General features: G+C 69.2%; 13 protein-coding genes. 7 read left to right on the top strand and 6 right to left on the bottom strand.

The genetic code is table 11. From position 1 onward, the window contains the following. Positions 1–8 precede the first annotated feature (8 nt). Positions 9–1,595, top strand: a complete 1,587-nt coding sequence (locus ASF63_RS06200; protein ID WP_056510872.1) for an aldehyde dehydrogenase (NADP(+)) — start codon at positions 9–11, stop codon at positions 1,593–1,595. Then, positions 1,592–2,914, top strand: coding sequence for an enolase C-terminal domain-like protein (locus ASF63_RS06195; RefSeq protein ID WP_056512772.1), 1,323 nt, complete (start codon positions 1,592–1,594; stop codon positions 2,912–2,914). The genes ASF63_RS06200 and ASF63_RS06195 overlap by 4 nt, the downstream gene beginning before the upstream one ends. A gap of 19 nt (positions 2,915–2,933) precedes the next feature. On the opposite strand, the gene ASF63_RS06190 is transcribed toward ASF63_RS06195, so the two are convergent. Beyond that, complete coding sequence (locus tag ASF63_RS06190; RefSeq protein ID WP_056510869.1) at positions 2,934–4,442, bottom strand: SulP family inorganic anion transporter; 1,509 nt, start codon at positions 4,440–4,442, stop codon at positions 2,934–2,936. Between the two features lie 157 nt (positions 4,443–4,599). Further along, on the bottom strand, positions 4,600–4,908 hold the full coding sequence (locus ASF63_RS06185; protein WP_056510867.1) for a hypothetical protein: 309 nt from the start codon (positions 4,906–4,908) through the stop codon (positions 4,600–4,602). A gap of 273 nt (positions 4,909–5,181) precedes the next feature. Here ASF63_RS06185 and ASF63_RS06180 point away from each other — a divergent pair, with 273 nt between their 5' ends. The 3 genes from ASF63_RS06180 to panB are packed head-to-tail and all read left to right on the top strand — an operon-like array spanning position 5,182 to position 7,708. Next, a complete protein-coding gene (locus tag ASF63_RS06180) occupies positions 5,182–5,997 on the top strand; it encodes a Rossmann-like and DUF2520 domain-containing protein (RefSeq protein ID WP_082477876.1) in 816 nt (271 codons plus the stop codon). Next, on the top strand, positions 5,994–6,842 hold the full coding sequence (gene panC, locus ASF63_RS06175; RefSeq protein ID WP_056510864.1) for a pantoate--beta-alanine ligase: 849 nt from the start codon (positions 5,994–5,996) through the stop codon (positions 6,840–6,842). The genes ASF63_RS06180 and panC overlap by 4 nt, the downstream gene beginning before the upstream one ends. Further along, positions 6,839–7,708, top strand: coding sequence for a 3-methyl-2-oxobutanoate hydroxymethyltransferase (gene panB, locus ASF63_RS06170; RefSeq protein ID WP_056510860.1), 870 nt, complete (start codon positions 6,839–6,841; stop codon positions 7,706–7,708). The genes panC and panB overlap by 4 nt, the downstream gene beginning before the upstream one ends. A gap of 25 nt (positions 7,709–7,733) precedes the next feature. Here the strand turns inward: panB and ASF63_RS06165 are convergent, their stop codons facing one another. After that, positions 7,734–8,945, bottom strand: coding sequence for an MFS transporter (locus ASF63_RS06165; RefSeq protein WP_056512769.1), 1,212 nt, complete (start codon positions 8,943–8,945; stop codon positions 7,734–7,736). A gap of 116 nt (positions 8,946–9,061) precedes the next feature. On the opposite strand from ASF63_RS06165, the gene ASF63_RS06160 reads away from it, so the two are divergent. Continuing rightward, positions 9,062–9,367 carry an ArsR/SmtB family transcription factor gene (locus tag ASF63_RS06160; RefSeq protein ID WP_056510857.1) on the top strand — a complete coding sequence of 102 codons (306 nt, stop codon included), beginning with the start codon at positions 9,062–9,064 and terminating at the stop codon, positions 9,365–9,367. 267 nt (positions 9,368–9,634) lie between these two features. Here ASF63_RS06160 and ASF63_RS06155 read toward each other — a convergent pair whose 3' ends face one another. Continuing rightward, positions 9,635–10,393: an SDR family NAD(P)-dependent oxidoreductase gene (locus ASF63_RS06155; RefSeq protein ID WP_056510853.1), complete on the bottom strand. Its 759-nt coding sequence runs from the start codon at positions 10,391–10,393 to the stop codon at positions 9,635–9,637. A gap of 1 nt (position 10,394) precedes the next feature. Then, a complete protein-coding gene (locus ASF63_RS06150; protein WP_056512766.1) occupies positions 10,395–10,673 on the bottom strand; it encodes a helix-turn-helix domain-containing protein in 279 nt (92 codons plus the stop codon). 78 nt (positions 10,674–10,751) lie between these two features. Here ASF63_RS06150 and map point away from each other — a divergent pair, with 78 nt between their 5' ends. Beyond that, a complete protein-coding gene (gene map, locus ASF63_RS06145) occupies positions 10,752–11,522 on the top strand; it encodes a type I methionyl aminopeptidase (RefSeq protein WP_056510851.1) in 771 nt (256 codons plus the stop codon). A gap of 18 nt (positions 11,523–11,540) precedes the next feature. Here map and ASF63_RS06140 read toward each other — a convergent pair whose 3' ends face one another. Beyond that, positions 11,541–13,127: a glycosyltransferase family 2 protein gene (locus ASF63_RS06140; RefSeq protein WP_082477874.1), complete on the bottom strand. Its 1,587-nt coding sequence runs from the start codon at positions 13,125–13,127 to the stop codon at positions 11,541–11,543. Position 13,128: the final 1 nt, after the last annotated feature.

Genomic DNA, 13,128 nt, shown 5'->3' with positions numbered 1-13,128 from the left:
AGAGTGACATGACCGTTCCCGTCCTCACCGGGCATTCCTCGATCGCCGGACGCTCCGTCGCCGGCACCGGCTCGGCACTGCACGCCATCGCGCCCGACACCGACGAACAGCTCGATCCGCCCTACTCGCAGATCGACGTCGACCAGCTCCGCGAGGCGACGGCGGCCGCCGCAGAGGCATTCGTCACGTTCTCGCGCCTCGAGCCCGAGGCACACGCGGCCTTCCTCGAGACGGTCGCGGAGGAGATCGAGGCGATCGGCGACACACTGATCGAACGGGCGATGCAGGAGACCGGGTTGCCGCAGGCGCGTCTTCTCGGGGAGCGTGCGCGCACCACCGGGCAGCTGCGGCTGTTCGCCGAGGTCGTCCGAGCCGGCGAGCACCGAGGCGTGCGCATCGATCCGGCTCAGCCCGACCGCACGCCGGTGCCCCGCGTCGACATCCGCCAGCGCAAGATCCCTCTCGGGCCGGTGGCGGTGTTCGGGGCGTCGAACTTCCCCTTCGCGTTCTCCACCGCCGGCGGAGACACCGCATCCGCCCTCGCAGCCGGCTGCCCGGTCGTGTTCAAGGCGCACAGCTCGCACCCCGGCACGAGCGAGCTCGTGGCGACGGCGATCGCGCGTGCCATCGACGCCCATGGACTCCACCCGGGAGTCTTCTCGCACATCTTCGGCCCGGGCCGCAGCGTCGGACAGGCGCTCGTCTCCGACCCCGAGATCCAGGCCGTCGGGTTCACCGGCTCCCGCGAAGGCGGTCTCGCCCTCGTGCGCGCCTCGCAGGCGCGGCCGGTGCCGATCCCCGTCTACGCCGAGATGAGCTCGGTGAACCCCGTGTTCATCCTGCCCGGCGCTCTGCGCGGCGATGTCGGAGCACTCGCCGCGGGGTACGTGCAGAGCGCGACCGGATCCAGCGGGCAGCTGTGCACGCAGCCCGGAATCGTCTTCGTCCCGCGGGGCGAGCAGGGCGACGCCTTCCTGCAGGCCGTATCCGAGGCGCTGCGCGCGGCCACAGGGCAGACCATGCTCTCGCCGAGCATCGCCGCCGCGTGGCGCGAGGGCGTCGAGACGAGGGACGCCAACGCCGAGATCCTCGCGAGGGGATCCGACGGAGATGGTCCGCATGCTCCCGCGCCGGTGATCCACGCCGCCGACCTCGGATCGTTCGAGGAGAACCACGTGCTGCACGAGGAGATCTTCGGTGCGGCATCGCTGGTGGTGCGGTACGGCGATGTCGCCGAGCTGGTGCAGGCGGCGTCGCGTCTGGAGGGTCAGCTGACGGCCACGCTGCAGCTCAGCGCGGACGACAACGAGCTCGCGGCGGCGCTGCTGCCGGTGCTCGAGCGCAAGGTCGGACGCATCCTCGCGAACGGCTGGCCGACCGGGGTCGAGGTCGGGCACGCCATGGTTCACGGCGGACCGTTCCCGGCGACGAGCGACTCGCGCACCACGAGCGTCGGGACTCTCGCGATCGAGCGCTTCCTGCGGCCGGTCGCGTATCAGAACATCCCCGACGAGCTGCTGCCCGAGGCGCTGCGCGACGCCAACCAGTGGCACGTCCCGCGCTTCATCGACGGGCGGCGCGAGGCGTCCGCATGAGCGCCGTTCCCACCGTCGACAGAGTCGAGGTCGTTCCGGTCGCCGGCCACGACTCGATGCTGTTGAACCTCTCGGGCGCGCACGGGCCGTTCTTCACCCGCAACATCGTCATCGTGACGGATTCGGACGGACGCGAGGGTCTCGGCGAGGTCCCCGGCGGAGAGCCGATCCGCCGCACCATCACCGAGGCCGGCGAGATGCTCTCGGGTCAGCCGGTCGGCCGATACCGTTCGCTGCTGCGGTCGATCGCTACGCGCTTCGCCGATCGCGACGCCGGTGGCCGCGGGCTGCAGACATTCGACCTGCGCACCACCGTGCACGCCGTCACCGGCATCGAGTCGGCGCTTCTCGACCTCCATGCGCAGCACCTCGGCGTGCCGGTCGCCGAACTGCTCGGCGACGGTCAGCAGCGCGACAGCGTGCCGATGCTGGGCTATCTGTTCTTCGTCGGGGATGCCGACAGGACCGACCTCCCCTATCTGCGCGAGAGCGGCGACAGCTGGGAGAGCGTGCGACGCGAAGAGGCGATGACGGCCGAGGGCGTCGTGCGCCTGGCCGAAGCCGCCCAGCAGCGCTACGGATTCTCGGACTTCAAGCTCAAGGGCGGCGTGCTCGACGGAGAGATCGAGGCCGACGTCGTGACCGCCCTCTCCCAGCGCTTTCCCGAGGCGCGCATCACGCTCGACCCGAACGGCGGGTGGCTGCTGGAGGATGCGGTGCGCATCGGTCGACGACTGCGCGACGTGCTCGCCTACGCCGAGGACCCCTGCGGTGCCGAGGGCCGGTTCTCGGGCCGCGAGGTGATGGCGGAGTTCCGGCGGCGCACCGGACTGCGGACCGCGACGAACATGATCGCGACCGACTGGCGCGAGATGGCGCACGCGATCCGATCGGATGCCGTCGACATCCCGCTCGCTGACCCGCACTTCTGGACCATGGCAGGGTCGGTGCGCGTCGCGCAGCTGTGCAACGACTTCGACCTCACATGGGGCTCGCACTCGAACAACCACTTCGACATCTCGCTGGCGATGTTCACGCAGGTCGGTGCGGCCGCGCCCGGCGAGATCACGGCACTCGACACGCACTGGATCTGGCAGGACGGTCAGCAGCTGACGGTCGATGCGCCGCAGATCCGCGACGGCGCGGTGCGCGTGCCCGACCGGCCGGGACTCGGTGTGACGATCGACCGCGTGCGGCTCGCCGAGGCCCACGAGCTGTATGTCGAGCACGGGCTCGGCGCCCGCGACGACGCGATCGGCATGCAGTACCTCGTGCCCGACTGGCAGTTCGACAGCAAGCGGCCCGCCCTCGTGCGCTGAGGCGCGTCCGGGTGGATCGCTACTCGAACCCGCCGGTCAACCGTCCCCGCATCCGCTGACTGCTCTCGTTCATCCCGACGATCTCGACGCTCTTGCCGAGCGCTGCATACTTCGTCTCGATCGCATCCAGAGCGGCGACGGTCGACGCATCCCAGATGTGCGATCCCGACAGGTCGATCACGACATGCTCGGGGTCGTCGGGGTACTCGAAGAGGGTGGTCAGGTCATTGCTCGAGGCGAAGAACAGCTCGCCGTTCACGACGTAGCGCGCGACGTCGCCCGAGACCGAGCGGTCGACCGAGCGCTCGACCGAGACGAAGTGCGCCACGCGGCGCACGAACAGCACGGATGCGACCAGCACCCCGCCGACGACGCCGACCGCGAGGTTGTGGGTGAGGAGCACGAGCACGACGGTCGCCACCATCACGAAGGTCTCGCTCTTCGGCATCCGCTTGAGGGTCGACGGCTTCACGCTGTGCCAGTCGAAGGCGCCGATCGCGACCATGATCATCACGGCGACGAGGGCGGCCATGGGGATCGTGCCGACGAAGTCACCGAACACGACGACCAGCAGGAACAGGAAGATGCCGGCGCAGAACGTCGAGATGCGGGTGCGCGCCCCGGACGCCTTGACGCCGATCATGGTCTGGCCGATCACCGCGCAGCCGCCCATGCCGCCGAAGATTCCGGAGAGCATGTTCGCCACGCCCTGCGCCCACGACTCGCGCGTCTTGTTCGAGTGGGTGTCGGTGATCTCGTCGACGAGCTTGGCGGTGAGCAGTGACTCCATGAGCCCGACCAGCGCGACCCCGAGGGCGAACGGAGCGATGATCGTGAACGTCTCCCAGGTGAGCGGCACGTTCGGGATGAACAGCTCGGGAAGGCTCTTCGGCAACTCGCCCTGATCGCCGACCGTCGGCACGGTGATCGCGAACGCCAGCACGACACCGGTCACGATGATCACCGACACGAGTGGCGCCGGCACGACCCGGGTGATCCTCGGCATCACGATCATCACGACGATTCCCAGTGCCACCAGCGGATACACCAGCCACGGCACGTCGATCAGCTGCGGGAACTGCGAGCTGAACACGAAGATGGCGAGCGCGTTCACGAACCCGACCATGACGCTGCGTGGGATGAATCGCATCAGCTTCGCGACGCCCAGCACCCCGAGGAGCACCTGGAAGATGCCCGCGAGGATCACGGTCGCGATGAAGTAGTCCATCCCGTAGGTCGGAGCGACGGGTGCGATCACGAGCGCGACGGCTCCGGTCGCCGCGGTCACCATCGCGGGGCGCCCGCCGAGGAACGCGATCGACACCGCCATGATGAACGACGAGAACAGCCCGACCTTCGGGTCGACGCCCGCGATCACCGAGAACGCGATCGCCTCGGGGATCAGCGCGAGCCCCACGACCAGCCCCGCGAGTACCTCGCGCGTCAGCATCCGCGGACTCTTCAGCGCTTGGAGGACGGTGGGATTCGCCCGATAGCGGGCACGATCGTCGACCGCAGGTGCAGACATGGGGATGCTCCAGAGAAGGTGCCCGGGGGATGGGGCAGAACAGTTAAGGGTACGGCGGATGCTGGGGGCTGCCGTTCCCCGGTCGTGAGCGGCGGTGAGGAGGCCCGTCGAACGCACTCCGGCATCTGTCCCGTTGTCTTAAGTCGTCGATGCGCGCTCAGGGCTCCGGGGCGTACGCAGAGAACCCGCCGACGACGTGAAACCTCGACCCGAGCTCTGCCTGGATCGCCTCGACGAGAGCGTTCCCTTCCTCTATCCAGCGGCGCCCGATCTCGGGGTGGGGCCAGCGGATCGTCTTCTGAGGGTTGAGCGTGAACTTCCACTCGTCGTTCCACGCACGGATACGTGCCTGAAGGTCTCTCGACAGACGGGGAGAGAATATGCCTGCCACCCGTTGCGAGCTCGCCCATTCCGGCATGATGACGAGCTCTACGGGGACCTCGCCGGGAACAGGTGTCGACAGCATCCATCTAGTCCATGGTGCTGCGCCTGGATCGTCAAGCCTTCGCGTCCACTGGACACGACGACGTTGCGCGCGTGCCGGTCGTATCGCGCACGCCGACGCAGACCGCTGCCATAAAGAGTGGGAGCGATATGCACAGTGGCGCCAGGCAAAATGCGGCATTAAGGGCATAGAAGAGCACTTTGCGCTGGGCACTCTGCTCCCAGATTTTGCGCTCACCCCATTTCGGGCGGATACTCATCCCATCCGTGTCGACCGTATCGGCCGGGAATCGACATGCACAGCACCCCTGCTCTCGCCCCTGAAACGTCCATCGCCATCGTCGGCGCCGGCCGTCTCGGCGGCGTACTCGCACGGGCCCTGCGCGCAGCGGGATTCGTCGTCATCGGACCCCTCCGCCGCGAAGACCGAGCCCCGGATGCCGACATCGCACTGCTCTGCGTCCCGGACTCCGCCATCCCCGCCGTAGCCTTCGCTGTTCGACCCCATGCGCGACTCATCGCCCACGTCTCGGGCGCGACGCCGCTCACCGACGTCGACTTCAGCCTCCACCCGCTCCAGACCTTCACGGGTAAGGAGTCAGCCGAGGTGTTCCGCGGAATCGGCGTCGCGATCGATGGCCGCACACCCGAGGCGCTCGAGGTGGCCGAGCAGCTCGCGCGGGCGCTGGGCGCGAACCCGTTCCGCGTCGACGACGCCCACCGCGCGGAGTATCACGCCGCCGCATCCTTCGCCTCGAACTTCGTGCTCACCGTGCTCGACGCGGCCGAACACCTCGCGAAGGATGCCGGCGTCGACCGCGCGCACCTCGCACCGCTCGTGCGGCAGACGGTCGACAACTGGGCGGCCTCCGGTGCTGTGGCCGCACTTACCGGGCCGATCGCGCGCGGCGACGAAGCGACCGTGGCGCGGCAGCGCGCAGCATCCGCCGACTACCAAGACCTCTTCGACGCACTCGCCACCGCCACCCGCGCGGTCGCCGGGCGCGCGCCACACGTGACCACCCCTGACGCGACTGCCGACACGACCGCCGATCACGCCGCCACCGCGACCGCCGATCAAGCCGCCACCACCGAGGAGTCCGAGGCATGAGAATCCTCCGCACGATCGCCGAGGTGCGAGCCGCGGTCCGCGAAGCCAAGGCAGCGGGCCGGTCCGTCGGACTCGTCCCCACCATGGGCGCCTTCCACGAGGGACACCTCTCGCTCATGCGCACCGCGCGCGAGCAGACTGACCTCGTCGTCGTCTCGCTCTTCGTCAACCCGACCCAGTTCGCCGCGAACGAAGACCTCAGCACCTACCCGCGCGACGAGGCACGCGACGCCGCGCTCGCCGAGTCCGCGGGCGTCGACATCCTGTTCGCACCCGAGCCCGCCGAGATCTACCCCGACGGCTTCGCGACGAACATCCACGTCGCGGGCATCACCGAGGTGCTCGATGGCGCGAGCCGCGGACCCCACCACTTTGACGGCGTCGCCACCGTCGTCACCAAGCTGTTCGGCATCGTGCAGCCCGACGTCGCCTACTTCGGCCAGAAGGATGCGCAGCAGGTGCTCGTCGTCCGCCGTGTCGTGCGCGACCTCGACCTCGACGTGCGGATCGAAGCGTGCCCCATCGTGCGCGAACCCGACGGACTCGCCATGAGCTCACGAAACGTCTACCTCGACGCGGATGCTCGCGCCCAGGCGACCGCGCTCAACCGCGCCCTCGACGCCGCCGACGCGGCGCACCGATCGGGGGAGCGCGCCGGCATCCTGCCTGCCGCCCATGCTGTTCTGGCCGACGCGGGGATCGCTGTCGAGTACCTGGAACTCCGGGATGCCGAAACCCTGCAGCCCGTGACGGTCGTCGAACGGGACGCACTGCTGCTCGTCGCCGCCCGCGTCGGCGCCGCCCGACTGATCGACAACCACCTGCTGAGAGGGGCCACCCGATGAGTGCCCACGCCGCCCCGACCAAGCGCCTGACCCTGGGCGATCTGGCCGCGAAGAAGCAGTCCGGCGAACCCATCGTCATGGTCACCGCCTACGACTTTCCGAGCGCGCAGATCGTCGAGGAGGCCGGCGTCGACATGGTGCTCGTCGGCGACTCGGCCGCGATGACCGTGCTCGGCTACGACAGCACCGTGCCCGTCACGATCGACGAGATGCTCATGCTCACGAAGGCTGTGCGACGCGGACTCGAGAAGCCGCTGCTCGTCGGCGACCTGCCCTTCGGCTCGTACGAGGCGTCGGATGAACTCGCCCTCGCGACCGCGCAGCGCTTCATCAAGCAGGCGGGCGTCGACCTGGTCAAGATCGAGCGCGGCGGCACGACGGTCGACCGTGCCCGCGCGCTGGTGAGTGCCGGCATCCCCGTGGTCGGACACGTCGGACTGACCCCGCAGACCGCGACATCCCTCGGCGGATACCGCGCCCAGGGACGCACCGCCGACGCCGCGCTCGCCGTGATCGAAGATGCCCTCGCGCTGCAGGATGCCGGAGTCTCGGTGCTCGTCATCGAAGCCGTGCCGTCGGAGGTCACCGCAGCCCTCGCGCCCCTGTTGCGCATTCCGCTGATCGGCATCGGAGCCGGAGCAGATGCCGACGGCCAGGTGCTCGTCTTCCACGACCTGCTCGGCATCTATGCGGGCGGCGTCGCCAAGTTCGTCAAGCGCTACGCCGATGTGCGGGGAGTGTCGGTCGCAGGAGTCCAGGCGTATGCCGACGAGGTGCGCGACGGTGTGTATCCCGCGCCCGAGCACGGGTACAGCATGCCCGAGGCTGAGGCCGCGCGGCTGCGGGAGATGCTCGCGGAGCGGTAGGTCGCGGCGGCATCCGGCATCCGCTCTATTCTGCGCGGCGCACCCGCAGCACCAGCGCGACGAGCGCGAGCACGATGACCACCACGCCGTATCCCACGCACACGACTCCGAGCCCGAACACCCCGACCAGCGTTCCGGCGACCACTGCGGGCACCCCGAACGCGAGGTAGGCGAGCAGGTAGATCACGGCGAACGTGTCGGCGCGGTCGGTCGCGGGGATGCGCGGTGCGAGTGAGCCGACGACTCCCGAGAAGGCGGTGCCGAATCCCATGCCGGTGATGGCGGTCGCGGCGAGATAGAAGGCGAGCGACTCGGCCGAGAGGGCCCAGAGCGACAGGGCTGTTCCCGTCGCGAGCGCCGCAGTGCCGAAGATCACCGACGTGCGCGGCGTGCGGTTGCGGAACGCGAACGCCGTGATCGCGCCGACTCCCGCGAGCATCGCGACCGCGAGCCCCTGCCAGACGTGCGCCTCGCCGCCGAGCTCGGTGCGCACGATGTTCGCGCCGAGTGAGAGGAAGAGCCCACCCGTCGCCCACCCGGCGATGATCGCGGGCGCGCCTCGCCAGAAGTCCGAACGGATACCGGCCGGCACCGAAAGGCGGAAGCTCAGCGACGCCAGTGCTCCAGGTCGCAGGGGTGCGGTCTCGGGCGCGAGGAAGAAGAGCGCGGCGAGCACGACGTAGACGACGGTCAGCGGCGCGAACACGTCGAGCAGCGGCTGGCCGGTCAGGTCGAGAGCGATGCCCGAGATCAGCGCGCCGAGAGCGAGGCCGATGCCGGGGCTGAGGGCGTTCCATAGGGCGGCGACCCTCGAGCGTCCGCCGGGAGCGAGGTCGAGCGCTGCGGCCGAGAGCGCGGCGATCAGCACACCACTCGCGGCTCCCTGCAGGATGCGCGCGAGCATGAGCGTCGCGACGGTGTCTGCATGCCAGAAGAGCAGCATGCTCGCGGCGAGCAGGAGGAGTCCGCCGATCGCGACAGGACGGCGACCGACGTGGTCGGAGAGCGACCCGGCGGTGAGCAGTGCGAGAAGCAGGGCGACCGCGTACACGGCGAACACGGCGCTTATGGCGATCGCGTCGAACCCGATCTCGGCGGCGAGCACCGGGTAGAACGGCGACGGCGCGCTCGCACCCATCATCATCGCGATCTGCGTGACGATCGCCAGCGCGAAGCCGAAGCGCGGGCGGCGGATCGGCGCGGCCGTCATCGTGGCGATCGGTGACGTGATGGTCATCTGTGCTCCCGCGGGTGTGGGGTCGGGTCTGAGAGGGGCGAACTCGTTGGGTTCGAGAATCATCGAACTATCGGAGCGTACTCGCCTTCCCGCGATTGTTCAACTATTCTCGAACCATGCCAGGCGACCTTCCGCATCCGGATCGTTCCGAGATCCAGCTCACCGACGTGCTCTTCGCGCTCAGTGACCCCGAACGACTGGCCATCGCCCGACAGCTCAGTGACGGTCCGCTCGACATGGCCGCGTGCCACGCGACCGACCCGAACCTCCCCAAGTCGACCAAGTCGCACTTCATGAAGGTGCTGCGCGAAGCGGGCGTCATCCGCAACGAGCCCAACGGACGGCGACGGATGCTGACGCTGCGCCGTGACGATCTCGACTCGCTCTTCCCTGGGCTGTTGGACTCGGTGCTGCGGGGCTAGGTCGCGAAGGTACGCACGGGGGCGGAGCGAGCTCGCCACCCGGGAGGAGAACTGCGCCCGGGGAGGAGGAATTCTCGGGAACCCTCCTCCCGAGAGGCAGATCTCCTCCCGGGGGTATGCGCGGGGCGCGGAGCGTTTCGTCTCGGGCCGCTTCGCGGGCCTCGCTCAACGAGCGGGGTTGGGTTTCGGTCGTTGAGCGAAGACGACGAAGTCGCCTGAGTTGAAACGTCGCGAGACGACTCTCCCAGGAGGGAACTGACCCGACGCTCAGCGGAAGTACGACGCCCCGTTGAGGTCGAGCACCGTGCCCGAGGCCCATGTGGCGGTGGGCGACGTGAGGTAGGCGACGGCATCCGCCACCTCTTCGGGAGTGCCCACGCGCCCGAACGGACTCTGCCCGCGGATGCTGTCGCCCTGCTCGCCCTCGAGCTTCGCCGACTGGCGCTCGGTCGCGACCATTCCCGGTGCGATCGATGTGACCGAGATGTTGTGTGGGGCGAGAACCAGGGCCATCGACTGGCCGAACGCCTGCAGCCCCGCCTTGGTCGCGGCGTACGCGGGGTGATCGGCCTCGCCGCGGAACGCGCCGCGCGAGCCGACATTGACGATCGCCCCGCCGCCACCGCGCTCGATCATGTGCTGTGCCACCAGCATCGTCACGTTCGAGGCTCCGAGCAGGTTCACCGAGACCATCGAAGACCACGCGGCCTGCCACTCGGCGAACGACGTTGAATCGACGCGATGCTCGTTCGCTGCACTCGGCGCGACCGCCGCGTTGTTCACCAGGATGTCGAGAGAGCCCAGCGCGGCGATGGCCTCCTCGACCACGCGATGCGCCTCAGCGGGATTCCCCAAGTCGCCGCCCACGAGAGCGTGCCCCGAGCCGTCGAGCGAGGCGAGTGTCTCCTCCGCTGCGGCGCGATCCCGGCCGTAGTGCACGACGACCCGATCGCCTCTGCGCGCGAACGCCTGGGCGACAGCGCGACCGATGCCGCGCGAACTGCCCGTGATCAGTGCATGCGCCATCTCAGGACGCGACCTGCACTCGTCCGATCGTGCGCACCGGCGGCTCGATCTCGGCCCACACCGAATCGAGCGAGAGGTGCAGCACGCCCGCGATTGCCGCGATCGTCGAGAAAGCGGGAGTCGCCACGCGACCCGACTCGATCTTGCGCAGCGTCTCGGGCGAGACCCCGGCGTCGAGCGCGACGCTCAGCATCGACCGCTCGCCACGCGCTCGCCGCAGCAGGGCACCGAGACGTTCGCCTCGTTCGACCTCGGCGGGAGTGAGGGGCATCCGAACCATCATGTGCCGATTCTAATACCGGGATAGTATTACCGGGATAGTTATTGGAAAAACAGCGACCCGGATGCGGAGAGCCCCATGATCGAGATCCTCACGAGCGACGAACTGGCCAGGGCGAGGGATGCCGGCGCGCTCGTCGGCAGCATCCTGCAGTCGCTGAAAGAGCGCACGAGGGTCGGCGTGAACCTGCTCGACCTCGACCGCTGGACCAAGCAGATGATCGAGGATGCCGGTGCCGAGTCCTGCTACGTCGACTACGCGCCGTCGTTCGGCCGCGGACCCTTCGGCCACTACGTCTGCACCGCCGTGAACGACGCGGTGCTGCACGGGATGCCACACGACTACGCCCTCGCTGACGGTGACCTGCTCACGCTCGACCTCGCCGTCACGCTGCGCGGGATCGCGGCCGATGCCGCGATCAGCTTCGTGGTCGGAACCACCCGGACACCCGAGGATCTCGCGATGATCGACACGACCGAGCGCGCGCTCGCCGCGGCCATCGCCGTCGCCCGTCCTGGTGCCCGCATCGGCGACCTCTCGCACGCGATCGGCACGGTGCTCAGCAACGCGGGGTACCCGATCAACCTCGAGTTCGGCGGCCACGGCATCGGCTCGACCATGCACCAGGATCCGCACGTCGCGAACGACGGGCGCCCCGGTCGTGGCTACAAGCTGCGCCCCCGCCTGCTGCTCGCCCTCGAACCGTGGGTCATGGCCGACACCGACGAGCTGATCACCGACGACGACGGCTGGACTCTGCGCAGCGCCACCGGCTGCCGCACCGCCCACACCGAGCACACGATCGCGATCACGGAAGAGGGAGCGGAGATCCTCACGCTCCCGCGCTGAGCGCGAGCCGGCTCAGGGTCACGTCGTGCGCGAAGCGCTCCGCGCGCCACCCCGCACCCGACGCACCGCGCGCCCGGCCAGATCCTTCAACCGCCCGCCGGGCCACTGCCGCCGCAGCTCGACCGCGCCGCCGCGGCGCGCGACCGGAGTGCAGGTGCGTCCGGCGAGCAGCGGTGAGTGTCCGGCAGCGGCGAGCGTCGCCGCATCCGCCGTGAGGGGAACGTCGAACGTCCATCCGGCACGCCGGACGGTCACGAACAGTCGCGCGCCGCGCGACTCGTCATCAGGTCCGAATACCTTCAGCGGATCGATCGCGAGCGGGACGGCGTCGAGGTTTCGGGGCTTCACGCGCGCAACACGACGCTCGACCCCCGCGGCCTTGTCGCGCAGCACCAGCTCGACCCGGTCGTTCTGCAGCTCGCGGCCGGCTTCGAGCAGGCCGGTGGGCAGGCCGTCCATCGCCACGGGGAGCGAGGTGAGCACACCGGTGCCGGGCTCGACGACGAGAGCATCCTGTCCGTCGCGGGTGATCGACACGGCGACCGTCAGATACAGCCCGCCACCCCGTGACCACCGCGCCGAGGTCACGACGGCGCGGCAGGTCGTCTCGACCTCGAATCGCGCGAACGTCACGAGATCCGCACGTCGGTCGGCCCGCAGCAGCGCGGCCCTGATCCGGTTCGGGAACGCGAGCCCGCCGTCGACGCCCGGTCCGAACCGACGCTGCGCGAGCGGCCCGACCACGTCGAGCAGCCGCTCGCGATACTCGTCGGGGTACCCGAGGAACTTCTTGCCCGTCAGCCTCTTCAGGATCTTGCCGCGGAACCAGTGCCGCAGCAGTCGATCCCGCAGTCGCCCGGGTTCGGTGTAGCGCTCGACCAGGTCGAGCACGGCCTCGAGGTGCGGGAAGTACGACTCCGGGTCGATCCGCGACGAGCTCGCGCTGCCCGCGTGCTTGACCCAGGCATAGCAGGGCTGACTCGCGAGGATCGAGATGGTCGACGCCTCGAAGTACGCGCGCATGACGAACAGGTGGTCTTCGAGGCGCACCTTGCCCTCGGGGAAGCGGATGCGATTCTCGCGCAGGAACGACGTGCGGAACATCTTGTGCGGCGTGAGCATCTCGAGCAGCGGATCCTCACCGAGCCGCGCCTGGGGCACGTCGCGACGGAAGATCCGGCTCGGCAGTCGGCGCCCGATCCCGACCTCCTTGCCGACCACGACGTCGGATGCGTGCTGGTCGGCGTAGTCGCACAGCGCCTCGAGTGCCCCGGGGTAGAGCCAGTCATCCTGATCGACGAACTGGATGTACGTGCCTCGCGCCTCGTCGATCCCGTGGTTGCGGGGCGTGCCCGGCCACCCGGAATGCGGCAGGAACGCCACATGCATGTAGTCCCGATCGCGGGCGACCTCGACAAGCCGTGCCGCGGTCGCCTTGCCCGATCCGTCGTCGCACAGCAGCACCTCGAAGCGTGAGTGATCGAGCGTCTGGGCGTCGAGCGAGGCGATGAGTTCGTCGAATGCCGCACCCGGCTTGAACACGGGGACGACCACGCTCACTCGGATCGAGGTGGACGCGGGCTGAACGGCAGGGGAATTCGACATC

Source organism: Microbacterium sp. Leaf320 (assembly GCF_001423485.1).
In the GTDB taxonomy this organism is placed as follows: Bacteria; Actinomycetota; Actinomycetes; order Actinomycetales; family Microbacteriaceae; genus Microbacterium.
Note: the sequence above shows the minus strand (reverse complement) of the source record. Positions and strands in the feature narration are given on the sequence as shown.